Source organism: Mesorhizobium sp. M1142, from assembly GCF_040318565.1.
In the GTDB taxonomy this organism is placed as follows: domain Bacteria; phylum Pseudomonadota; class Alphaproteobacteria; order Rhizobiales; family Rhizobiaceae; genus Mesorhizobium.
In genome coordinates, this window is record NZ_JAMYMK010000030.1 from 1 (window position 1) to 24,477 (window position 24,477).

At 58.6% G+C, this 24,477-nt stretch carries 17 protein-coding genes and 2 pseudogenes; 15 read left to right on the top strand and 4 right to left on the bottom strand.

The window, feature by feature from the left end; genetic code table 11:
- The 9 genes and pseudogenes from NKH42_RS28910 to NKH42_RS28950 form a co-directional block, all read left to right on the top strand.
- Positions 1-311: aldehyde dehydrogenase family protein (locus tag NKH42_RS28910; protein WP_352974685.1), on the top strand; the 311-nt coding region annotated here is incomplete at its 5' end.
- Between the two features lie 978 nt (positions 312-1,289).
- Positions 1,290-1,955 carry an ectoine/hydroxyectoine ABC transporter permease subunit EhuC gene (gene ehuC, locus NKH42_RS28915; RefSeq protein ID WP_352974686.1) on the top strand — a complete coding sequence of 222 codons (666 nt, stop codon included), beginning with the start codon at positions 1,290-1,292 and terminating at the stop codon, positions 1,953-1,955.
- Entirely contained in the window at positions 1,952-2,620 is a 669-nt protein-coding gene (gene ehuD / locus NKH42_RS28920; protein ID WP_352974687.1) for an ectoine/hydroxyectoine ABC transporter permease subunit EhuD, read from the top strand. Before ehuC ends, ehuD begins: the two co-directional genes overlap by 4 nt.
- 1 nt (position 2,621) lies before the next feature.
- The gene (ehuA, locus tag NKH42_RS28925) at positions 2,622-3,434 is read left to right on the top strand and encodes an ectoine/hydroxyectoine ABC transporter ATP-binding protein EhuA (RefSeq protein WP_352706878.1); all 813 of its coding nucleotides are present in this window, start codon (positions 2,622-2,624) and stop codon (positions 3,432-3,434) included.
- Between the two features lie 499 nt (positions 3,435-3,933).
- A pseudogene (locus tag NKH42_RS28930) lies at positions 3,934-4,308 on the top strand (helix-turn-helix domain-containing protein); the annotation flags it as partial.
- A 531-nt stretch (positions 4,309-4,839) separates the two neighbouring features.
- Positions 4,840-5,214 (top strand): IS66-like element accessory protein TnpA, encoded by a 375-nt coding sequence (gene tnpA / locus NKH42_RS28935; RefSeq protein ID WP_352974689.1) that lies wholly within the window; start codon positions 4,840-4,842, stop codon positions 5,212-5,214.
- Entirely contained in the window at positions 5,211-5,558 is a 348-nt protein-coding gene (gene tnpB / locus NKH42_RS28940; protein WP_023778341.1) for an IS66 family insertion sequence element accessory protein TnpB, read from the top strand. The genes tnpA and tnpB overlap by 4 nt, the downstream gene beginning before the upstream one ends.
- A 47-nt stretch (positions 5,559-5,605) precedes the next feature.
- Positions 5,606-7,228: pseudogene (gene tnpC, locus NKH42_RS28945) on the top strand (IS66 family transposase).
- Entirely contained in the window at positions 7,228-7,524 is a 297-nt protein-coding gene (locus NKH42_RS28950; RefSeq protein ID WP_023680922.1) for a hypothetical protein, read from the top strand. The pseudogene tnpC and the gene NKH42_RS28950 overlap by 1 nt, the downstream one beginning before the upstream one ends.
- Before the next feature lie 116 nt (positions 7,525-7,640).
- On the opposite strand, the gene NKH42_RS28955 is transcribed toward NKH42_RS28950, so the two are convergent.
- The 4 genes from NKH42_RS28955 to NKH42_RS28970 all read right to left on the bottom strand — a co-directional run bounded on the left by NKH42_RS28955 (position 7,641) and on the right by NKH42_RS28970 (position 13,078).
- Complete coding sequence (locus NKH42_RS28955; RefSeq protein ID WP_352706873.1) at positions 7,641-8,819, bottom strand: M24 family metallopeptidase; 1,179 nt, start codon at positions 8,817-8,819, stop codon at positions 7,641-7,643.
- Positions 8,820-8,969: 150 nt separating this feature from the next.
- Positions 8,970-10,088, bottom strand: a complete 1,119-nt coding sequence (locus NKH42_RS28960) for a GlxA family transcriptional regulator (RefSeq protein ID WP_352974690.1) — start codon at positions 10,086-10,088, stop codon at positions 8,970-8,972.
- Positions 10,089-10,180: 92 nt separating this feature from the next.
- Entirely contained in the window at positions 10,181-11,584 is a 1,404-nt protein-coding gene (locus NKH42_RS28965; RefSeq protein ID WP_352706869.1) for an aspartate aminotransferase family protein, read from the bottom strand.
- A 15-nt stretch (positions 11,585-11,599) separates the two neighbouring features.
- Positions 11,600-13,078: an NAD-dependent succinate-semialdehyde dehydrogenase gene (locus tag NKH42_RS28970; RefSeq protein ID WP_352974691.1), complete on the bottom strand. Its 1,479-nt coding sequence runs from the start codon at positions 13,076-13,078 to the stop codon at positions 11,600-11,602.
- A 665-nt stretch (positions 13,079-13,743) separates the two neighbouring features.
- Between NKH42_RS28970 and NKH42_RS28975 the strand changes: the two genes are divergently transcribed.
- The 6 genes from NKH42_RS28975 to NKH42_RS29000 all read left to right on the top strand — a co-directional run bounded on the left by NKH42_RS28975 (position 13,744) and on the right by NKH42_RS29000 (position 24,345).
- Positions 13,744-14,691, top strand: coding sequence for an HpcH/HpaI aldolase/citrate lyase family protein (locus NKH42_RS28975; RefSeq protein ID WP_352706864.1), 948 nt, complete (start codon positions 13,744-13,746; stop codon positions 14,689-14,691).
- A gap of 34 nt (positions 14,692-14,725) precedes the next feature.
- Positions 14,726-15,910 (top strand): malate--CoA ligase subunit beta, encoded by a 1,185-nt coding sequence (locus NKH42_RS28980; RefSeq protein ID WP_352974692.1) that lies wholly within the window; start codon positions 14,726-14,728, stop codon positions 15,908-15,910.
- An 11-nt stretch (positions 15,911-15,921) separates the two neighbouring features.
- The gene (sucD, locus tag NKH42_RS28985; RefSeq protein WP_352974693.1) at positions 15,922-16,821 is read left to right on the top strand and encodes a succinate--CoA ligase subunit alpha; all 900 of its coding nucleotides are present in this window, start codon (positions 15,922-15,924) and stop codon (positions 16,819-16,821) included.
- A 683-nt stretch (positions 16,822-17,504) separates the two neighbouring features.
- Positions 17,505-18,686 carry a M24 family metallopeptidase gene (locus NKH42_RS28990; RefSeq protein ID WP_352706857.1) on the top strand — a complete coding sequence of 394 codons (1,182 nt, stop codon included), beginning with the start codon at positions 17,505-17,507 and terminating at the stop codon, positions 18,684-18,686.
- Positions 18,687-20,199: 1,513 nt separating this feature from the next.
- Complete coding sequence (locus NKH42_RS28995) at positions 20,200-22,674, top strand: GcvT family protein (protein ID WP_352974694.1); 2,475 nt, start codon at positions 20,200-20,202, stop codon at positions 22,672-22,674.
- A 228-nt stretch (positions 22,675-22,902) separates the two neighbouring features.
- Positions 22,903-24,345, top strand: coding sequence for an aspartate ammonia-lyase (locus NKH42_RS29000; RefSeq protein ID WP_352706853.1), 1,443 nt, complete (start codon positions 22,903-22,905; stop codon positions 24,343-24,345).
- Positions 24,346-24,477 lie beyond the last annotated feature (132 nt).

The following is a 24,477-nucleotide window of genomic DNA, read 5'->3' on the forward strand; positions in this document are numbered from 1 at the left end:
TTTTCGACGACCCAGTGATGGGGATCGATCTCGCCAACGACACCGATCAGGGCTTGGCAGCGGGTGTTTTCACCCGAGATATCGACCGGGCTCTTTGGAGCGCGGATCGCCTTTGGGCTGGCCAAGTGTACGTGAATGGATGGTACGTCGGCGGCGTAGAAACGCCGTTCGGTGGAGTAAAGCATTCTGGCTACGGAAGGGAGAAGGGTCAGGAAGCACTTGATGGCTACGTTCAGACGAGAAATATCGGCATCCGGATCTCACAACCAGTATCTGGTTCGGGCAGCAGCGTCTGCAACAGCACCGCATAACGTAGTCGTCGCCAGCACTTGTTCGCTATCCGCCACACGCTGCGTGTGGCGGCGGAGATGCCGGCATTGCCAAGGTCGACTGTTTGTTCGATTCCCTTCGGAAACCGCTGCGCAGCAAGCTGTACGGTCGGCCCTTCCGAAAAGTCAACACGTTTTCCTGCGACGAACCTAGGGTCGCGTGCGCGATGGGCAGTGCGCCACGGCTGCCAGGCTGACGCTTGATCATCGCTCATCCGACTGATGGGTTCAACGTCATGTGTCTGGCCCGCTGCACTGCCACCCATTGTTCTGTTCGAGCAGGATTTCGCCGACGAGGCGCATGACCGATCGTCGTTCGGGAAGATTTCCGACGACCTCGGTCGGCCACTGCGCGCCAGAACCGCCTTGGTGACGGTCACCCTGATGCCTGCGGGCATCTGAGACGACGAGCTTGACGCCCCGGAGGCGGCTCCGTTCGCGCTTGTAATTCCTGCGTTTCGGGGTACCCGTTCGAAGTTGTGCGTCCAGTGTTACCGCGCAGAGCCGCTTAGGATTTGTAGATCTGAACGTCTTTGATGTGCATCCGCTTTCCCAACCGGGGAAATACGATAGCAGCGGGCCCTGTTCGGGAAAGGACCATGGATTAATCTGTAGGGAAACGTGCGAGCCTCTAGCCGACCTACCCCTTAACGCATGCGCCTGCCCCGGCTGCCCCGGTGACGGCACCGGTGCTTTCGCCGGTCGGATTGTGCGCTAATAACGAAAAGAACGCAGATTTTCTGCGGCACGCGGCGCTTGCGCGCCCTAAGCTGTCTTCGGAAGCGTGCTAACTTGAGCGCAATACGGAGGGTTATGGAAGGATACTTAATCCGGTCAGGTGTGTCTAAGAGATAGACCGACCCTACGCCCAAGAGGCAGGACCGCAGAGAAGCTAGCGCCGTCACTGACGGTGGCATCCCGGACCTAGGCCTTACTTCCCATGCGAAAAAAGGATGGTGAATGTCAATCTTGGAGTTTCTCCAAAAATTTCATCCTGTTCTACTGCAGGGAACGCTGGTGACATGTGCGCAATTCCTGCTTGCTGCTCTCATAGCTGTCTTGGTCGCCCATGTGGCAGGACTTGGCAAGGTTTCAAGAAACCCGCTGGTCCGCGGGGCTTCGGTGACTTACATTGAAGTGTTCCGCGGAACGTCGCTGCTGGTGCAGCTATATTGGATTTTCTTCGTGTTGCCGTTGTTTGGTATAACGCTTCCGAACTTCACCGCCGGCTACATATCCGTCGGCCTCAATATCGGTGCCTATGGCGCCGAGATTGTGCGCGGCGCCATAGAGTCAGTTCCGCGCGGACAATGGGAAGCGGGAACCGCGCTGTCGATGCCGCAGGGCGTGAGGATGCGCAGGATCATATTGCCGCAAGCGCTGGCGATCATGCTTCCGCCTTGGGGTAATCTCCTGATCGAGCTTCTTAAGGCAACCGCCCTGGTGTCCCTCATCTCGGTCGCCGATCTCATGTTCCAGACACGGCAGATCAACGCCTCGACCTATCTGTCGGCACAGGCGTTTGGAACAGCTTTGATTATCTACTACGTCCTCGCCAGGTTCCTCATAACCCCGACGATGCGCTGGGCGGAACGCTTGGTTGCCCGGAGGCTTGGAAGGGCATGATATTCAACTGGCGCTGGGACTTTACGTGGGAGATTCTGCCACAGTTGCTGTGGGCTACCCTCAACACGTTGATTGCGGCCGGGGTCGGGTATGCAATTGCTCTGGTCGGCGGCCTGCTGCTCGCGCTTGCGCAACGCACAAAGTGGCCCGCACTGACATTTGTCGTCAGGGAGCTGATTGAATTCATCCGGTCCACGCCCTTGGTCCTGCAGATTTTCTTTGTTTTCTATGTCGGACCCCAGTTCGGGGTATTCCTGTCGCCCTGGACATCCGGCATCATTGCGATCGGTCTGCACTATTCGGCCTATCTCTCAGAGGTTTACCGCGCAGGCCTCAATTCCGTGGCTCCCGGCCAATGGGAAGTGTGCCGTGCGCTGAACATGTCCCCCCGCGCGACCTATGTACGCATCATCATCCCGCAGGCGCTTGCGCCTGCGGTGCCTGGCCTCGGCAACTACCTGGTGGGCATCCTCAAGGATACGCCCATGCTGTCGGTAATTGGTGTCATGGAGCTAATGCACACGGCCAACGCGTTAGGGTCCGAGAACTACAGGTATCTGGAACCCTTTACATTAGTTGGCCTGATTTTCCTCTTGATCTCGCTTCCGACGGCCGGACTCGTCAGGATGTTCGAACGACGGCTGCGGCTGAGACTAGGACTGTAAAATGAGCAATACCGACTACCCCATTGAACTGCCGGAGCATGACCGCCCCATGGTCCGGTTCATGAACGTCAGCAAGAGCTACGGAAGGCTCAACGTCATCAGCCACCTCGATTTTGACGTTGCCGAAGGAGAGATGGTTACCATTATAGGGCCGTCCGGGTCCGGGAAGACCACGGTGTTGCGAGCCCTTATGACGCTCGAAACTATCAATGGCGGCGTGATATACGTCGACGGCAAGCCGCTGACACACATGCCCCGCGATGGGGTACTTGTGCCGGCAGACGAGCGATACCAGAGGAAGATTCGTTCCTCGATCGGGATGTGTTTCCAGCACTTCAACCTGTTCCCGCACATGACCGCGATCCAGAACTGCATGGAAGGCCCAGTCCAGGTACTGGGGCTTTCGAGGAAAGAGGCGCTTGAGCGATCCGAAGAGCTCCTGAAAATGGTGGGTATGATCGACAAGCGCGACCAGCATCCTTCCCGTCTATCAGGGGGGCAACAACAGCGCGTGGCCATAGCCCGCGCGTTGGCGATGCGGCCCAAGGTGATGCTTTTCGACGAAGTCACTTCCGCCCTCGACCCCGAAGTCATCGGCGAGGTGACACAGGTCATTCGAAAGCTGGTCGCCGAGCACAACCTAACCATGATCATGGTCACCCATCAGATGGGCTTTGCTCGCGACATCTCTGACCGCGTCTGCTTCTTTTATGGCGGCTCGATAGAGGAGCAGGCGCCCCCGCAGACGTTGTTCAGCAGCCCACAGCGCGACCGCACCAAGCAGTTCCTTTCCGCCGTCAAGGAAGCGGTTTGAAATCGTATTGAGTCTTCGTCCCCAATCCCATGGCCTTGATCCGCTCAGGGCTACGGCCATGGAGCGTTCCTACTTTGCTTTTAAGCACGTCCCGACCGGTCAAGCGAAGAATTGGCGCTAGAGGCTTTGGTGGGTCGAGGCGCCGTTCCTCTTGTTGCCGGAAGTCTTGCTGGCCGATGACCCGTCAGTCTGGCAACTAACGCTTTGCGCGACATCCGTCGCGAACGGACCGCTGCTATCCAACTCCGCCCAATTTTCTTGCTGGGGCAATAATTGGTCTTATGACGGTCAGCAGACCTGCGCTTCAGAGCTTGCTACGATGGAGACGCCTTAGGGTGCTTTGACGTTCTAAGTGCATCCGGTTGTGAGACCATCTTGTCGTAAGATGAATCCGATCGGCAAACTGAATTTGACATAGAACCTCCGAGCAGTGACACCTACCGGTGTCCAGTTCTTGCCTAGGTTCGCATTATCAAGACTAACTAAGACGGCAGCTTGAATGACAGCACCCCTTTCCAAGAGCCTGCGCGAACGCATCGTACTTGCGATTGAAGCTGGCGAGGGCTGCCGGTCGGTCGCGGCTCGTTTTGGGATTGCAGTTTCTTCCGCCGTTAAATGGTCGCAACGCTATCGAATGAGCGGTTCTATCGAGCCTCGCAAGATGGGTGGCCACCGAAAGCGCGTTCTGGAACCTCACCGGGATTTCATTCAGGAGCGAATTGACAAGGCACCGCATTTGACTCTGCATCTGTTGAAAGCCGAGCTTGAGGTACATGGTGTGAAGGTCTCACATGATACCGTTTGGCAATTCCTGCGCCGTGAGGGACTAAGCTTCCAAAGGTGGACAAGCTCCGCGCCAACTTCGCGGGGCGACGCCAAAGCCGAGCCCGAGCACACGCCGCATACTTGAGGGGGGGTCATGCCAATTGGGGCCCGACGCAGAGTCATTCTTCTCGATGATGGGTGAGCTTGATAGCGCTCTCAGGCTCCCTTGAACGCTCGACCGACCGCCTCTGTCGTCGTGGCGCTCCCATGAAGAACTCGGCCCATGGTGCATCCCTAATCGGAGGACAAGGATGCCCCATCAAAATCTGGATCACACATCGAGCGTCGGTGCCAGAACCTGGGCGTCGCCCTTCCCAAGCTGATCGAACCCGCCGCTACGCCGGTCGTCGCGCGTGGGCGCGCTGCAAGGAGCTGAACCTACGCCAGAGGCCTGTACTCGCAGCCGCGACGGCTTCGACGGCAATACCGAAGCCGGCCTCGTGCCTCATGCCGCTGAACCGGCTTCTTCGAACACTGATTTGTAACCGCCCGATTGTCACCGCCTGCCTGACGTCGTCGTGATGGCCTATGACACGTGTTTAACGACGTCGTTTGCGACGTGTCTTGTGCGAGGTTTGCGATGCGTGTCAAGATTCTTGGTGCTGAACGGCGTCGTCGCTGGGGTGATAAGAAGAAGCTCGACATCGTCATGTCGGTTGGAATTGACGGGGCGACTGTGACTGAGGTTGCCGAGTGGCATGATGTGACACGGCAGCAGATTTACACCTGGCGGCGAGAGCTGAGGAGGAAGGGGCTCCTGTTGCCGACGGCGGGTCCCATGTTCCTTCCCGTGGACATGCCCGTGGCGCGGAGCGAACCCTGTATGGGCAAAGGCACCGACAGATTGTCAGCGCTGGTCGAATTGCAACTATGCTGTGGGCGGAACCTGCGCTTTGACAGAGAGATCGATACCGCCACTCAGACTCGGCTTATCCAGGCGGTTGAGACAGCATGATCGGACCGGGAACTGGGGTTCGGGTGTACCTTGCCTGCGGGTTCACGGACATGCGCAAAGGGATCGAGGGTTTGGCTGCACTGACGCAGGATGTGTTGCGCCAGAAGCCGACGGGAGGCGCGGTCTTCGCCTTTCGGGGAAGGCGTGGCGACCGTTTGAAGCTTCTTTATTTTGATGGCCAGGGGTTCTGTCTTTATTACAAGGTCTTGCAGAAGGGCCGCTTTCCGTGGCCGTCGGCGGCCGACGGGACGGCCCGGCTGACGTCAGCGCAAATGGCGATGTTGTGGGAAGGAATTGACTGGCGACGCCCCAATTGGGGTGCGCCGCCAGCGCGTGTCGGGTGATTTATCTCTCTGAAGGCTACTCGCCCTAACTTATGGTAGTCAGGTGCATGCCGAATGTCGCCGAAAATCTTCCAGACGATCCTGCCTTTCTGAAGGCGATGATCGCCGCCTTGCAGGCGGAAAATGCGAAGATGTCGGCGACGTTGCAGGCGCATGACCAGTTGATCCAGGCCTTGCGGCTGCGCATTGCCCGGCTGAAGAAACAGGTCTTCGGCAAGTCTTCGGAAAAGTCGAGCGGGAAATCCAGCAGCTGGAACTGGCGCTGGAGGATCTTTTGATCGCCGCGGCGGAGAGCAATGCCGGGCCAATCAATGAGGCCGACGAGGCAGCGTCTGTCGCGCCTATGACGAACGCGCCCGAAAGGATCACGCGCCGGCGTCCACGCGTGTCGCACAAGGCAGTTCGCGAGCGCAGGGAGCTCGATCCCGGCGCCTGCTGCCCCGCCTGTGGCGGTGAACTACGTCTTGTGGGCGAAGACGCAAGCGAAATCCTCGACATGATCGCCGCGCAGATGAAGGTCATCGAGGTCGCTCGGTTGAAGAAATCCTGCCGCTGCTGCGAAAAGATGGTGCAGTTGCCCGCGCCCAGCCGTCCGATACCAGGCAGCATGGCGGGAGCCTGCCTTCTGGCTTACATCCTGGTCTCGAAGTTCGACGATCACCTGCCATTGTATCGCCTGAACGAAATCTTCGCCCGCATGGGTGCCGACATCCCCGACAGTACGTTGGTCCATTGGTGCGGTCGCGCCATGCAGGTGCTTCAGCCCCTGATCGAGCGGATCGGAACCGTGATCATGGCCAGCGACCTTCTTCATGCCGACGATACCCCGAATCCGGGTGCTGGATCGCTCCATGCAGGACAAAGGGCTGGGGAAAGGCGTAAAGAAAGGCAGGATCTGGACATATGTCCGCGATCAACGCCCATGGGCGGGCGGCGCTCCGCCTGGCGCGGTCTACTACTTTGCTCCGGACTGGAAGGAAGACCACGTCCTCCGCCATCTGAGGCAGACAAGCGGCATCCTCCAAGCTGACGGTTACAAAGGCTACGGCAAGCTTTATGAGCCTGGAGCCGATGGAACATCCCGCTTCCGAGAAGCGGCATGCTGGGCGCATTGGCGACGCGACTTCCATGATATCTGGACCTCGAACAAATCCGAGATCGCATGCGAGGCTCTCGACCGTATCGGTGCGCTTTATGACATCGAGCACGGCATTGCGGGTCAGCCTGTCTATGCCCGCCTTGCCGCACGTCAGAAGCATAGCAAACCAAAGATCGGGGCATTCCGTGTCTGGATCGAAACGCAACTGACCCGCATTCCGGGCAAGAGCGATTTGGCAAAAGCCTTCCGTTATGGCCTGAGCCGCTGGCCATCATTGTGCCTGTTCCTCGAAGACGGCCGCGTCGCCATGGACAACAATGCCGCCGAGCGAGCCCTGCGTCCGATTGGAATCGGAAGAAAAAACTGGCTATTTGCCGGCGCCGACACCGGCGCGGAGACCCTGGCTCGCGCCATGACAATCATCGAGACGGCCAAGATGAACGGCATCGATCCGCAGGCATATCTCGCAGACGTGCTCGACCGCATCCAAGATCACAAGATCAATCGCCTCGACGAGTTGCTTCCCTGGAATTGGTCACCTGTCACCGCCATCTCCGCCGAGGCTGCCTGATGGCAACGGTGACCCATGTGTTCAGCATCGACTACGTCGCCAAATTGCTCGATGAAGATGCCGAACTCCTTCAGGCGATCGTCAGCAATGATGACAACCTGAGCTACGGCAGCATCATCAGCGTCTACACCGGACCGGACGAGGCAATAACTTCGCTTACCCGCGACGGAATGGAAGAGCTGGAGCAAATGCTTACCCATGCGCGCCGCACCGCTGACGAATGGAGTGACTTCCTCGAAGCCTTCGTCGATGACCAGGAACTCATCGCTCGCATCAAAGCGAAATCTCCGCGGTAACAACCGGGCGGTTACACTGATTTGAAGGCCGACGCATCGCTCTCTTTGTTCGACGGTTGCCGAATTGCGATGGAGTTGGCGGCGTTCGATCATCCGGCGTTCCAGCGCGGGATCCATCATTGTTTGACATGGATCTCTCGCGGGAAGCTGGTCAGAGTCTCGCAGCCTTCAGCGGTGACGAGGATGGTTTCGCTCACTTCGATCCCCCAGCCGTCCATCCACATGCCGAGGATCGAATGTAGGACATTGCCCGGCTTCAGGATCGTCTTATCCCCCTGGCGCAGGCTGATCGTGTGCTCGCCCCAATCTGGGGGATAGGCCGCGCCAATCGAATAGCCAATGCGGGATTCCTTCTTCAGACCGTAGCGCTGGATGACCTTGCGCCAGCTCGCCTCGATGTCCTCCGCCAAGACGCCAGGCCTGATGGTCGAAAGAACGGCCTCCATGCCTTCGAGCACGGCTCTGCCGGTGTCGCCGACCTTGGCTGGCATGGCGCCCAACTGAAGCGTCCGCGCCAGACCGGCGGCATAGCGACGAACGACACCGGCCAGCTCGAGCGCGACGGTTTCGTTGTGGCCAAAGCGACGATCGCTCCACATGATATGCGGCGCCGATGCATTTTCGCCGCCCAGTATGGTCGGCGGCAGGGCGGTGATGTCGCCGGCGAAATCCGGCGAGCCAGCTATCTGAGCGGCTTGGATTTTGGCGATTGCGTCGCACTCGCGCACACCTGGCGCTATGACCTCATAGGCCGCGGTGACCGCCGCCTCGGCAAGACGCGACGCTTTGCGTAGGTAGCCGATCTCGGCTTCCGATTTGACGCTGCGGATCCAGTTCACCAGAAGGTCAGCATCGTGGAGGATTGCGTTGGGCAGCCCAGCGGTCAGCCGCGCATGCGCCTTGGCGGAATAGTAGTAGGCTTCAAGCTCGATGCCGATATTGCCGCGCCCCCAGCCCTTCCTGTCGATCCAGGCGGCAATCCAGTCCATCGGATGACGGTCGGTGCGCTGGACATGATCTTCGGGAAAGCCGACGACGTTCTCGGGCTTCATCCAAGCCGTCAGCAGCCCGCCGGCGGCATCCATGGCACGACCGATCCAGACCGGCTCCTCGTCGGCGAGCGGCACCAGGACCATTTGCGGCGTGTAAAACGACCAGCCGTCATAGCCGGTGATGTAGTGCTGGTTGGCGACGTCGTTGATGATCAGAAGATCGAGGTTGCGGCTCGCCATTTCCGCGCGGATAGCGGAAAGCCTGCTCCGGTATTCGTCGGGATGGAATGGCAATGGTATCATGTTGAAAAATCCTATTCTATAGCGCCCTGGTGGACCCTGACCAAGCAGGAGTCGAGCCCGGGTTCGAACCTGACAATCGACAAGAGCTCATCGACGTGAGCCCATCACCAACAACAGCGCCGTACCGTATCTCTACAGAACAACGCTCTGCTAGTGGCAGTTAGGCAATTCTTCGTAACTTAGCCTCCGGTCGATTTTCCTGATCCTATTTTCCTCCGGGGCGCTCGACCGCGTTTTCTTTCTTTGATGAACTGGCAGTCGTGATTGATGTGGCGCGCATCCGTAGGCGTCGCGATACGCTTTTGAGAAGTGCGATGCAGAGATAAAGCCACAAGCCATCGCTATCTCAACGACCGGCAGACGGGAACTGATGAGCAGCAGATGCGCCCGTTCCAAACGAAGGTCCAAATAATATCGGCTTGGAGAACACCCCAGTTCCCGCCTAAACAGCCGCTCAATTTGACGTCGGGAAAGGCCGGCTGATCCCACAAGTTCGTCTAGTAGCAATGGCTCCGTGAGGTTTGCCTCCATCTCCTCTATTATCTTAATGACCGCCCGATGGTTTAGTTGCACTCGTGAATGGAGTGGCAAACGTTGTCGGTCACCCGCTGAACGGGTCCTACACGCGATAGCCTTTTCACAAATACGATTGACGACTATCGTCCCATGGTGACGGTCAACCAAATCTAAAAACATGTCGAAGGGAGCGTCCCCCCCGGCGCAGGTGTACAGGTCTCCATCCCGCTCAAAGGCGGTTTGAGCGGCGGACACACCCGGATAGCGCTCAGAGAATATAGGAAATTGTTCCCAGTGAACAGCGCAACGACGCCCTTGTGCAACCCCGGCTCGAGCAAGCACTATCGTGCCGCTACATATGCCTACCAGGCAACTGCGGTGGTTTCTGCACTCGCGTAACCAGGCTTCAAGCTGTTTGTGCGAGTTAGGAGCATTATGGCCGCCGACGACGACGACGGCGGGTGTTGAGATTGATCGACGAAATCTTTCACGTTCGAACGACAACGACGATCCGGCCCATACCAACAACCCGCAACTTGAGGCCACGGGCTCCCCGTCGTCCGAAACGATCTGCCAGCTATAAACTTCACGCCCCAACACTTCGTTGGCGAGCCTCAGCGCTTCTACTGCCGACGAGAACGCCTGGAGCGAAAAGGCCGGTAGAAGGTAAAAGCAAAAATTTCGGCAGGTCGACTGTGAGTCTAGCATCCCGGGAGTTCCTTCTCTGCTAGCCTGATCTCTCGTTGCGGCCATGCCAAAATAGGGCGACCGGCTTCGTTCATTGGATTGGCGCTGCCACCGCCTCGGGCAGACAGCTCTAGCATTGCAGGCTCGGGTCGCCCGCCTCAAATGCTAAAACCCTCTCTCGTTAGCTCATCCATAACGAAGCGCACTGCACTTCCTGCGATACCAACGATCTCTTCCACTTCAGCCTTTGTTGCCACCAAAGGAGGAGCGAAGCCCAGAATGTCACCATGTGGCATAGCGCGGACGATCAGGCCACGGTCGCGTGCTGCCTTCGAGATGCGTGCACCGACCTTCAAGGACGGGTCGAAACGCTTCTTGTTGTCGCGATCGGCGACAAATTCGATTGCGCCCATAAGACCGACGCCGCGCACTTCGCCGACGATCGGCAACTGCGCGAACTTTTCCTGCAGCTGCGCCTGGAAGAACGCGCCGACGTCACGTGCATTGCCGGGGAGGTCTTCTTTCTCGACAATGTCGAGGACAGCGTTGGCCGCGGCAGCGCCGACGGGATGACCAGAATAGGTGTACCCGTGCGAGAATGCGCCGACCTTGTCTGCCCCATCCTCCAGGACTTTATACACCTTCTCACCGACGATTGCCGCTGAAAGCGGGAAGTAGGCCGACGTCAAACCTTTAGCGACCGTGATGAGGTCTGGTTTGATGCCATAGTGCTGCGAGCCGAACATGGAACCGGTGCGGCCGAACCCTGTGATGACCTCATCGGCAATGAGCAGCACGTCGTGCTTCTTGAGCACGGCTTGAATTGCTTGCCAGTAGCCTTCCGGCGGAGGCGTGATGCCGCCGGTGCCGAGCACCGGCTCGCCGATGAAGCCGCCCACATTTTCTGGCCCCAGCCGCTCGATCAGCTGATCAAGTTCCTCGCCGCGCCGCGCTGAAAATTCGCGTTCGGACTCGCCTGGGTTGGCGCCCCAGAAGTGATGCGGAACACCGGTGTGAACAATCTGCGGAAGTGGCAGGTCCATGTGGTCATGATAGAAGCTCATGCCCGTCATCGAGCCCGACACGACGCTGCAGCCGTGATAGCCGCGTTCACGCGAGATGATCTTCTTCTTGGTCGGCTTGCCGCGGAGATTATTATAATACCAGACGAGCTTGGCCTGCGTCTCGTTGGCGTCCGAGCCGGACATGCCGTAGAACACCTTGCTCATTTTGCCCGGCGCCATCTTCACGAGGCGATCGGAAAGGATTGCGAGCTCGTCCGTCGTGTGGGCAGCGTAGGAATGATAGTAGGCCAGACGGAAAGCCTGGCGGGAAATCGCTTCGGCGACTTCGGTGCGGCCGTAACCGACATTGACGCAATAAAGGCCGGCAAATCCGTCGATCAGCTGGTTGCCATGCGCATCTTGAATGCGGATGCCTTTGCCAGTCTCAACGATGGTCGGCTCACCGAGCTTGCCGGTGGCAAAATCCTTGAGCTGTGTGAAAGGATGCAGGACAGCATTTCTATCCTTTTCGCTGATATCCTTGATGTTGATACTCATGCGTCTGTCCTTTTTTCAGTTTGCGATATTACCGATGCACACGTATTTGGGTTCGAGATATTCGGCGAGACCATGCCTTGAGCCCTCGCGGCCGAGCCCGGATTGTTTCCATCCGCCAAAGGGTATGGGAGCGCCGGTGAATTTCGGGGTGTTGACGGCGACCATGCCGTACTCCAACTGATCGGTTAGCCGCATGGCGCGGCTGAGATCTTTTGTGTAAACGTAAGCCGCAAGGCCCATTTCCGAGTTGTTGGCTCGCGCAAGCACTTCCGCCTCCTCATCGAACGGAAGGATTGCCGCCACCGGCCCAAAGGTCTCTTCCTTCGCGACCAGCATGTCGTCCGTGACATCGGCGAGAACAGTCGGGGTAACGAAATTGCCCCCGAGAGGGCTTTCCTGTCCGCCAATAACGATGCGAGCCCCGGAACAAACAGCTTCGGACACCTGCCGTCTGCACTTTTCGGCGACGGATGGTCTGGTCATTGGGCCAATATCGACACCGGGTTCGAATCCGTGCCCGACTTTCAGTTTCCCGGTGGCCTTCGCGAATTCTTCCACGAAGCGCTCATAGTTTCCTCGCTGAACATAGATCCTATTGGCTGCCAGGCAGTCCTGACCGGATGTGGCAAATTTGGCTGCTATGCATCCAGCTACGGCTGTCTCCAAGGGGGCATCATCGAAAATGATAAAAGGAGCATTGCCGCCGAGCTCAAGTGAAGCCTTCTTCACGGTTTTTGCCGACTGCTCGAGCAGGATCCTACCGACCTCGGTCGAGCCCGTGAAGGAGAATGCCCGCACATCGCTATGATCCAATAGCCGTTTTGCGAGTGGGGCAGCCTCTCCCGTGATCACCTGAAACACGCCAGCGGGGACTCCTGCCTCCTCGGCAAGGCGGGCAAGCGCCAGAGCGGACAAGGGCGTTTCCGGAGCTGGCTTCACAATCATCGTGCAGCCCGTAGCCAAGGCGGCTCCTGCTTTTCTGGTGATCATCGCCGACGGAAAGTTCCAAGGCGTGATAGCGACCGTCACTCCGACCGGCTGCATCTGCACGGAGAGCCTGCTGCCCGCAAGATGGCTCGGGATGGTCTCGCCATATGCTCGCTCACCCTCTGCCGCAAACCAGTCAAGAAAGCTAGCGGCATATAAAATCTCACCGTGCGCCTCGGTCAACGGTTTGCCTTGTTCAGCGGTCATGATGGTGGAAAGGTCTTCCGCATTCTCGCGCATACCCGCGGCCCATCTCCGCAGACATGCGCCCCGTTCCCAAGGAAGAACATTGCGCCAACGTTCAAAGGCAGTCCTCGCGAAGCTGACCGCGTCATCTACATCAGACACCTCACAGGCAGCCACCTGAGCCAAGTCCTGGCCAGTAGCAGGATCAACCACCAAGATCGTTTCAGCCTTAGAGAGCCAAGCTCCATTCACATAGGCGGACGTTTGGAAGAGGTCCTGCCTTTTGAGCTCCTTCAACGCGGCAGTTGCTGTACCTTTCATCACTAACCTCACCATCGACAGTTCATTTCCGGCAAAATAGCCGCGCAACCGCGGCGATTGGCAGCGCGATCGAGGGCCATCAAGACGTTCTCCTGCGAATAAGGGCATGCGACTGAATTTTTTCGCCGTTTGATCGCTGTCGTCTTATGGGCAAGGTTCAGCAAGCAAAGATGACATCGTCACCTGTGGCCATCCACGATCACACTCAGCCCGCGAGAGGCGGCGAACGGTAAGTTGCAGTCGGCCACGTTAAGCGGACCTCTTGCGGGGCTGTCACTTCGGCTTCGCAGTATACCTCATGATTGTAGTAGGCCTCGAAAGATGCGTAAGTGTGATTGCAAGATCGGTTACCTGGTGGGGGAGATCTTATGCTTAGCTCGTCACTGCGGTTTACGAAAACAGATTCGAGCAAATCCCAAAAGCCACACTAAATCACAAAATCTTCTTAGCTAAGATATTTCTACTGCGCTCCCAATGGGTGGCAACCGCTTCCTAGGCGACGAAAGAAACGGGGGAAGAGGATTTGCTGCGCGAGCGGCGGCAAAAATGCAGATCTTGTGCGGCATCACCGGCCGGGCAGCACAACCCCGGCGACCAAGGCGTGCTAGCTTGTGAAGAACACAAAAGGAATTGCAAAAGCAACAGCCCGATGCTGGGAGCCCACGATGAGCCACACGATCAACCACCTGAAGAAACTACGGCTGCAGCGCAGCGAGTTGGCCGTTCCCGGCTCCAGCCCGGAGATGATCGACAAGGCGGCCAACAGCGCCGCCGACTTCGTCTTCCTCGACGTCGAGGACGCGGTCGCCCCGCCAGACAAGGAGCGCGCTCGCAAGAACATCATCCAGGCGCTCAACGACATCGACTGGCGCGCCAAGGGCAAGACCGTATCGGTGCGCATCAACGGGCTGGATACCCATTACATGTACCGCGACGTGGTCGACGTCATGGAACAGGCCGGCGACCGGCTGGACACCATACTGGTGCCGAAGGTCGGCATGCCGGCCGACCTCTATATGGTCGAGGCCATGGTCAACCAGATCGAGATGGCCAAGGGTTTCAAGACCCGCGTCGGCCTCGAAGCGCTGATCGAGACCGCGCTCGGCATGGCCAATGTCGAGGCGATCGCCGCGACGCCCGGCCGGTTGGAAGCGATGCATTTCGGCGTCGCCGACTATGCCGCGAGCTGCAAGGCACGCACCGTCAACATTGGCGGCCTCAACCCCGACTATCCCGGCGACCAGTGGCATTTTGCGCTATCGCGGATGACCGTCGCCTGCCGCGCCTACGGCCTGCGCGCCATCGACGGGCCGTTCGGCGATTTCTCCGATCCGGAGGGTTATATCGCCGGTGCCAAGCGCGCCGCGGCCCTCGGCATCGAAGGCAAATGGGCGATCCACCCTTCGCAGATCGCACTCGCCAACGACGTCTTCTCGCCACCTGAAAAGGAGGTCGCGCGGGCCAGGCGCATCCTTGAGGTGCTCAAGGAAGCCGAGGCTCAGGGAAAGGGCGCCGCGGCGCTCGACGGCAAGATGATCGACGCGGCGTCGGAACGCATGGCGCGCAACGTGCTGGCGGTTAACGAGGCGATCGAGCGCGCCGGCCAGGCGTAATATGCCGGCGCAGTAGAGATACCGGGAGGACATGATGGACATCCACGAATACCAGGCCAAGGAACTGCTCGCCCGTCACGGCGTGCATGTGCCGCGCGGCGGTCTGGCCTACAGTCCGGAGCAGGCGACATACCGTGCCAGCGAGATCGGCGGCAGCAAATGGGTGGTCAAGGCGCAGATCCATTCCGGTGCGCGCGGCAAGGCCGGCGGTATCCGCATCTGCTCGTCCGATCAGGAAGTGTCCGATGCGGCCGAGGCGATGCTCGGAAGGAAGCTGGTGACGCAACAGACGGGGCCGCGCGGCAAGCTGGTGTCGCGGCTCTATGTCGAAGAGACCGTCGACATTGGCCAGGAAATCTATCTCGCCTTTGTTCTCGACCGTAAAGCCGAGCGGGTGATGATCGTCGCGTCTGCGGCCGGCGGCATGGAGATCGAAGAGATCGCCGAAAAGCAGCCGGATTCAATCATTCGCGCGACTGTCGACCCTGGCGCGGGGATGCAGCACTATCAGGCGCGCGAGATCGCCTTCGGGCTTGGTCTCGAAAACAACCTGATTGGCAAGGCAACCGAAACGTTACTTGGTTGCTACCGCGTGTTTCGCGACTACGACGCTTCGATGCTGGAGATCAACCCGCTGGTCGTCACGCGTGACGGCAATCTGATGGCACTGGATGCCAAGATGTCGTTCGATGAGAACGCGCTGTTTCGTCGTCCCCAAATATCCGAATTGCGCGACAAGTCGCAGGAGGATCCGCGCGAAACCTTTGCCAGCGACCGTGGCCTCTCCTATGTCGGCCTCGACGGTGACATCGGCTGCATCATCAACGGCGCCGGCCTCGCCATGGCGACGATGGACATGATCAAGATCGCCGGCGGCGAGCCGGCGAACTTTCTCGACATCGGCGGCGGCGCCTCACCGGAGCGGGTGGCGAAATCGTTCCGCGCCGTCCTTGGTGACAAGAATGTCAAGACCATCCTCGTCAACATCTTCGCCGGCATCAATCGCTGCGATTGGGTCGCCGAGGGTGTTGTCAAGGCGATCCGCGAAGTCGGCGTCAACGTCCCGTTGGTGGTGCGGTTGGCCGGCACCAAGGTCGAGGAAGGGCGCCGCATCCTGGCCGATTCCGGCGGGGCGGTGATCGTCGCCGAAACACTGGCCGAAGCCGCTGACAAAGCCGTCGCCGCTTGGCGATCCGCCACGATGAAAAAAGCAGGCTGAGGGGCGAAAGAATGGCAATTCTGCTTAACCGTGGCACCCGCACAATCGTGCAGGGATTTACCGGCAAGATCGGCAGTTTTCACGCCGAAGACATGAAGCGTTACGGCACTAATGTGGTCGGCGGCGTCACACCCGGCAAGGGCGGCCAGACACATCTCGGCCTGCCGGTGTTCAACACCGTCAAGGGCGCGGTGCGCGAAACCGGAGCCGATGCGAGCATCGTCTTCGTGCCGCCGCCCTTCGCCGCCGATTCGATCATGGAAGCAGCGGATGCCGGCATAAAGCTCTGCATCTGCATCACTGACGGCATCCCCTCGCAGGATATGATGCAGGTCAAGCGCTACATGCGCCGCTACCGCTTCGAGGACCGCATGCGGCTGATCGGGCCGAACTGCGCCGGCGTCATCACGCCCGGACAGGCGCTGATGGGCATCATGCCCGGCAGCATCTATCTTCCCGGCCGCGTCGGCATCGTCGGCCGCTCCGGCACGCTGGGTTATGAGGCGGCCTCGCAGATGCAGGCGCTGGGCATCGGTGTGTCGACCAGCGTCGGCATCGGCGGTGATCCGATCAACGGCTCGTCCTTCAAGGACGTCCTGGAACTGTTCGAGCAGGACGACGAGACCGACGCCGTGGTGATGATCGGCGAGATCGGCGGGCCGCAGGAGGCCGAGGCTGCCGAATGGGCCAAGCACAACATGACGAAGCCGTTGATTGCCTACATCGCAGGGCTTTCCGCGCCGAAAGGCCGCCGCATGGGCCACGCCGGCGCCATCATCTCGGCCTTCGGCGAGTCGGCGCAGGAAAAGGTCGAGATCCTGAAGGAAGCCGGCGTCATCATCGTGCCGACGCCGGCTTCGTTCGGCGAGATCGTGGCCGGCGTGATGGCGGATCGGACGAAGGCAGCATAGAGCAACATACCGGTCAATTTGAGGACCAGGTAAAGGAACCGCATCGGCGCTATTGAGATTAGCGCAACTCTCGGCGGCGGTTCAGTCAAATTGATGTCGCGGCTCCCGCGTCTTGCGACGAGCCAAGTTGCCGGGCGTATTTAGCGATAAACAGTCTCAAGAGAGACTCCAAAACAGCCTTCGCGGTGGGGGGCTCAGCACGCCATGCAGCTACTTGGCATCCCAACCGAGCTATGGGGTGGCGTTAGCTCGGTGGTTGAGCTGCTAAATCCGGGATCGTGTCCGCCGCCAAAACTCTACAGGGGCCGTCGGCGCATGGCCGTTTTGCCTAGGCGGCTTCACCGCGTCCTTCAATAGTCAGACTGGACATTTGCGTCGCCGCCGCGCGCGCCGCTCTTCCATGGATTGACACCCAAGCTACCGGTCACCTTACGTCCACCGCTGTCCGAGCCCCTTTGGCGCGAATAAGAAGAGGCGGTCCACACCAGACATGAGCTGAGTCTCTCACGTGGGAAGCGAAGCTGCGCACAAAGCCCAAATAACGCAGGTTTTCTGCGGCCGGACGACGAGGTCCGCGTGAAGCAGGCCTCTGAAGCATGCTAGGTTGGGAACCAGTACGGATTGGGCATGGAAAAGAATGCTTGGTCCGGTGAGCCAACCTAGGTGCAGAGGACGACTACGAGATGGACTTTGAGAAACCCTTTCAGCCGGCGGAGTACCGCCGCCGTGTCCAAGACGTCAAGACACGGATGGAGGAAGCAGGACTGGACCTGCTAATCTGCCAAGATCCCGCGAACATGTGTTGGCTGACCGGGTACGACGCCTGGTCCTTCTATACGCCTCAGGTGGTGCTATTGCACCTGAAATCGGACTCGCCGGTATGGATCGGACGGCTGGTTGACGTTAACGGCGCTCGTGCCACGACGAACCTGGCTGCTGAGGATATCATCAACTTCTCCGATGACCGGCTCCATCACGTGGAACTGCATCCCTATGACGAAGTCAGCGAAATCATTAAATCACGCGGATGGGGATCTGATCGCATTGGGGTTGAGCTTGATGCGCATTTCTACACCGCTCGAGCGCATCAGCACCTCGTCGCGGGTCTTCCAAACGCCAAGTTCTCCGACAGCAGAGGACTCGTCAATTGGGCGAGACTCGTCAAATCTGACGCTGAACTCGTCTATATGAGGGAAGCGGGTCGGATTGTCAGCCACACCATGCGGCGGGCGATAGATAATCTGAAGCCAGGAGTTCCTGAATACGAAATCGTCGCTCAGATTTATGCCGATCAGACAAGAGGCGTTGATGGGAAATATGGTGATTATACAAGTCTCTGCCCGTTGATACAGGTGGACGAAAAGACGAACGCTCCACACCTTACATGGTCGGACAAGCCCCTGCCCAAGTCAGGATTGGTTCTCTTGGAAATTGGAGCGGCCAGGCGCCATTATCATGCGCCTCTGACGCGTACGGTCTACATGGGAAAGCCACCCAAGGAGGCCCAGCACCTCGCCAATGCCATCATCGAAGGTGGCGACGCTGTCCTGGAAATGGCCAAGCCGGGTGTAGTCGTCGACGAACTGAATACCGTTTGGCTGAGCGTCCTGAACCGCCACGGGTACGTGAAAAAGGGCCGTTCCGGCTACTCAATCGGCATGAATTTTCCGCCGGACTGGGGCGAACGTACTGTGAGCATTCGCGCCGGCGAAAAGACTGTGCTCCAGGCTGGCATGTGCTTCCATTTCCAATCAGGAGTGAGGCCTCCTGCCTTCGGAGCCGCAATCTCGGAGTCGTTTGTTGTTACCGAAAAGGGTGGCGAGCGGCTAGCCGACGTCGCACGAGAGTTGATAGTCGTAGACTAGCTGGAAGCTTTTAGGATTCTCCACTCAGCCGGATTGGGAAGGGGGGCGAAGTGCTTCGCTTCCCAATCCGCTAACTTTTCATCTTACTCGGAAGAGCGCTTAGTTTAGAGTAGATAGCCCCCACAGCCGGGGGCCCGGAATAGCACAGCGTCTTCGTTGGTCAGTGACCAGCTACTCCGTGCCAGCCGCGCTCACCAGTAAGTGCTCTAGGGCGGCAGGTTCCAAGACCCAGAATGATTTGTCTGCGCAGAGCTGGGCCGAACAAAGGCATGCGTTTGTCGCAGGGGACAGTTGTGTGCAACGCGGCTGCGTGTGTACCTCACTAAGCCTCCACTCGAAGTCAGGCGCTGCATCTTCCTCCGCACGGCGGCCAAGGTCTCCACTCCATTTGCGCGGGGCCTTCATCTCTGAGCTTCACCCAGGAGGACTTGGTCGTCGCGCGGATCTGGCATGCGGCCCGCTTATCAGCGCCAGTGCCGGCAGGCCAATCATGGCTCATCCTGGCCTTAGCAAACTTCTTCATCGCCCTGTTTGAGCAGGAGCAGCGCACCGGCGGAGACGGACTATGGCATCGTCGTTGGAGAAGAAGCCGACGACCATTGTCTTCCGTTCGATCTAGTCGTTGAGCCCTTGAGCCGATCGCTTGGATTGGTACTATGGAGCTTCGCGCGGCGCTGCCGTGATGGCGACGAGATGGGGACTTCGCCGGGATCTGGTCAGCAGCGGCCGCTGCTGGTCGTTCCCGCCAACTCCCGCACGACGGCGGTCAGCGGCTTTAACAGTGAAGTAGGAGCCCCCGCAGCTTGGGATGCGCAAGCTCGAGGGTGCAGACGCGCGTCTCACAGTCGCGCTCGGGGCAGAGCGCCACGGGTTCTTTTCGCCGGGGGCGGACGGTCGGGGCGGCGCCCGCCTTCAGCTTCCTCGGCCCCTCGGCGGCGAAAGGCGACCATGTCGCGAAGGATGTCGACGTTGGGATCTTCTCTCCGAGCGTGCCCAGGTTCATCATCTTTTCAGCTGTCGGTGGTTTCCTCGAGCAGTTTGTGTCGGCAACCTACATGATGCAGCTGCAATCCGCTCGCTAATCACAGTGCTATCGAGGGCGCAGTCGCGAAGGCCGCGGCTGTCGCCTGAGCTCGTGCAGGCGCGCGACCCCGTCCCATTCTCAGCCGTGTGTCAAGGGCCGCTATCTGAGAGATGGCGCAGTTTACATCTGCGCGCTCGGACACGGTTTGCAAGTGTTCGCAATCGGACCAACCCTAACTTCGTCAGAGCCGCCCGTTCGCCCGCGCAATAATTCAGCGCCGAGCTCAAGAATACGCAGAACAACACCGCTTTTGCGGCCCAATTAGCGCGATGTACGCGAGCCTTGCCGCTTAGTCTGCTGGAAAGTGACTGACTCATTGATCATAGGGCCGGTAATGCGCGGAAGCGGCCCGCATAAGCTCGAGATGGCCCGAACTCGTCGAAACACCTTGCCGCTGCCAGTTCCGAGTGAAACCAAACAAGGACACACATGATTACGAATCCGCCTTTCCGTCCTCGTGAAACACCGACGCGCCGCCACGAGATCCTCATAGTTGGTGGAGGGATCGCGGGAGCAAGTGTTGCCTTTCACCTTGCAAGGAACGGTAAGAAGGACGTCGCACTCTTGGAGCGCAACAGTCTTACGTCCGGCACAACTTGGCACGCTGCGGGTTTGATCATGCAGACGCGTGGGACCCACGCACTGACGGAGATCGCAAAATATAATGCTGAACTTTACTCCGCGCTCGAGGCCGAGACTGGCCAAGCTACCGGCTTCAAGCGAAATGGCACGCTTGGGGTCGCCAGAACCAAGGACCGCCTATACGAAACTGCACGCAACGCCTCGATTGCCAAAAGTTTTGGCCTTGAGGCCAACATGATCTCGCCGAGCGAGGCGAAAAAGCTCTATCCGGCTCTCAACGCCTCAATCATCGAAGGCGCAGTCTTTATCCCTGGTGACGGCCAAACCAATCCTGTCGACACATGCATGGCGTTAGCCCTTGGCGCCAAAAAGAACGGCGTAAAAATTTTCGAAAACGCAGAAGTCACAGACCTCTGGCGCACAGCAGACGGGCACTACCAAGTTCGGACCAATGAGGGAGTTGTTGAAGCTGAAATTCTCGTACTTGCGTGTGGGCTTTGGACCCGAGAACTTGCGTGGAAATTAGGTGCGCGAATTCCGATATACGCGGCAGAGCACTTTTATGTAGTGACCGAAGCGATGGATTTTGTGACGCCCACCTTGCCAGTCCTACGCGACACCGACGGGCATGTGTATCTGAAAGAAGATACAGGAAAGCTCCTGGTTGGTGCCTTCGAGCCTTGGGGAAAACCTTTGCCGATGGGAAAGCTTCCGAAGGAAACTGCGTATATCGAGCTTCCTGAAGACTGGGATCACTTTGAGCTACCGATGACCAAAGCGATAGAGATTGTTCCTGACCTTGCGAACTGCGGCATTGCCAAGTTTTTCAATGGTCCTGAAAGTTTCACCCCGGACCTTCTGTTCATGATTGGTGAAGTTCCTGGATTGAAAAATCTTTTCGTTTCGACGGGTTATAATTCAGAGGGCATTGAATACGGCGCGGGAGCAGGACGAGCTCTGGCAGAGTGGATCATTGCCGGTGAGCCTCAGATGGATATCAGCTTCGTGGATGTCGCCCGGTTCCATCCCTTCCAGATCAATAAACGATATTTGCACGATCGCACAGCCGAAGTGTTGGGTCTTCACTATAAGATGCACTGGCCGGCTTACCAGTCTGAGACGTCCCGAGGTGTCCGCAAAAGCGCTCTTCACGATCGGTGGGCGAGGCTTGGAGCTAGCTTTGGCGAAGGAATGGGATGGGAGCGTCCCATGTGGTTCGCGGGGGAGGGGGAATCGACTAAAAACGTCTATTCCTACGACGAGCCGAGTTGGTTCAAATATACCAGTCAGGAGTGCAAGGCTGCCCGTAACAATGCCATCTTGTTGGACCAAAGCTCTTTCGGCAAGCACTTGGTTCAGGGTCGCGATGCCTGCCGTTTCCTTCAGTGGCTTTGCGCCGGCAACGTGGATGTACCTGTGGGAAAGCTGGTATACACCCACATGCTCAATGGAAAGGGCGGGATAGAGACAGATATCACTGTAAACCGCTTGTCGCAGACAGAGTTCCTAATCATCTCGTCAGCGACCGTCCATCCCCGGGATAAGGCCTGGATCACAAAACACATTACTGACGAATGGAATGTCACGGTCACTGATCTCACGTCTGGGTACGCGGTCCTCTCATTGCAAGGCCCGCGATCGCGCGAGATCCTATCGCAGGTAACCGACACAGATCTGGCGAATCCGGCGTTCCCGTTCGCCACCAGTCAGGAAATCGATATCGGTTATGCTCGCGTAATAGCCAACAGGCTAACTTATGTCGGAGAACTTGGTTGGGAGCTTCATATTCCAACCGAGATGGCACAGCACGTGTTTGATGTTATCTGGGAGGCCGGCCAGGCGTATGGCCTCAAGGCTGCAGGGTACCACGCGCTTGAACATCTGCGGTCCGAGCGCGCCTACCGAGAATACCAGCTCGATCTAACGCCAGTTGATACGTTGCTTGAAGCGGGGTTGGGATTTACGGTGGACTGGAATAAAGAAGGCGGATTTATAGGAAAAGAGGCGCTAACGTCTCAGAAAAATGCCGGGCCGCTTAAAAAACGACTAGTATCATTCAAGCTTCGCGATCCGAAGCCAGTCCTCTTTCATGAAGAGCTTATCCGCTGCGACGGGAGGATCGTCGGATATATTTCGTCCGGCGTGAAGAGCTTTACGATCGGAACGTCAATCGGAATGGGATATGTAAACCACCCCGCTGGTGTCACGAAGGACTTGATCGAAAACAGTCGATGGGAAATCGAGATCGCCGGCAAACTCTACGAATGCGACGCGTCGCTCCGGGCGTTTTTCGATCCAAACGGGGATCGGGCTAAGCAATAGGTCCTGCGCCACAATAGAGGCGGAGCGAGCTGGTTCTCTTCTGTCCCCCGGACGGATCCGCTCCGCAACTCCTTCGAAGCCCGGAGGCCCACTTTCCTTGTGGCCTATTGGACTGCTCGGCCGCGGAGGCGGCCCCTATGACGAGGCTTCGATGAGCTCCGAGTTGGAGGCTTCCAATTAACATGCGCCTCCGAGCCAACTGCGCCAGCGCATGACTGAGGTAATCGTGTGAAGAAGGCTCCACAAATAGAGCGCATTGAGAAAGATCCGCTTGGCCCTGTGAGCATCCCGGTCGATGCCTATTATGGCCCGCAGACGGCCCGGGGCATCGCTAACTTCCCGATTTCGGGTATCCGGATCAGCCATTTTCCCAACTTCATCAAATCGCTTGCCTACGTGAAAATGGCAGCGGCACGCGCCAACGCGGCGCTTGGCGATCTGGACAAGCAAAAGGCCGATGTCATCTGCCAAGTCTGTGCAGAAATCGCGGCGGGCAGACATCTTGCCGAGTTCCCGCTCGATGTGTTTCAGGGCGGCGCCGGTACCTCGACCAACATGAACATCAACGAGGTCGTCGCCAACCGCGGCCTGGAGATCATGGGACTGCCACGCGGACAATACGACCAACTGCATCCCAACAACGACGTCAACTTCGCTCAATCGACAAACGATGTTTATCCGACAGCCATCCGTCTTGCGATCCTACTTTCGCGGGGGGCGCTGCAGCGAGCTTTGGAGCGGCTCGCGGGCGAGTTGGAGGCCAAGGCGGAGAACTTTTCGGACGTGATCAAGCTTGGCCGAACGCAGTTGCAGGACGCTGTTCCGATGACGCTGGGCCAAGAGTTTCAGGCTTTCGCGACGACACTACGCGAAGATGTAGCCCGTCTCGGTGAGATTTCCGCCTTCTTCCATGAAATCAACCTCGGTGGCACCGCGATTGGCACCGGCATCAATACGAATCCCGACTATCAGGCGGCAGCTGTCGCGGAGTTGCGCGCGATTTCCGGCCTGCCCGTCGTCCCGGCCGGAAATCTGATCGAAGCCTGCTGGGATACCGGCGCCTTCGTGCTCTTCTCGGGAATGCTGAAGCGGACGGCCACGAAACTCTCGAAGATATGCAGCGATCTGCGGCTGCTTTCCAGCGGCCCGCGTGGGGGGCTGAACGAAATCAATTTGCCAGCGCTTCAGCCCGGCTCCTCGATCATGCCCGGAAAGGTCAATCCTGTAGTGCCGGAGGTGGTCAATCAGGTCGCCTTCCAGATCATCGGTTACGATCTCACGATCACACTCGCCTCCGAAGCGGGACAGCTGCAGCTGAACGTCATGGAGCCGGTGATCGCCTACAACATACTGCACTCGCTTGAGCTTCTGACCAATGCCGTCGATGTTCTGCGCACGAGGTGCGTCGTGGGCATTACCGCCAATGCCGAGACTTGCCGCAGACATCTCGAAGCCAGCACCGCCGTGGCAACAGCACTGACGCCCGCGATTGGGTATGATCGGGCGGCGGAGCTTGCAAAGCTAGTCTTGTCCTCCGGTAAAACGATCCGCGAAGTCCTGGCCGAGCAGCCGGACCTTTCGGAGGAGCTCATCGCACAGGCGGCCGATCCGCACCTTTTGACCCGCCCCACGCGATCGCGACCGGCTTCACAACAGCGGGCCGAAGATTGATCGACTGATCTGCGTAGCGGCGCTGCTGCTCGACTGCTCGGACACCGAGGCTGCACCAGTCGGCGAGCCGTGTTCGAACATACACGGACCAGGGATCGCTCAGAGGTGGTGCGGTCTTCGGGCTTAAGAAGG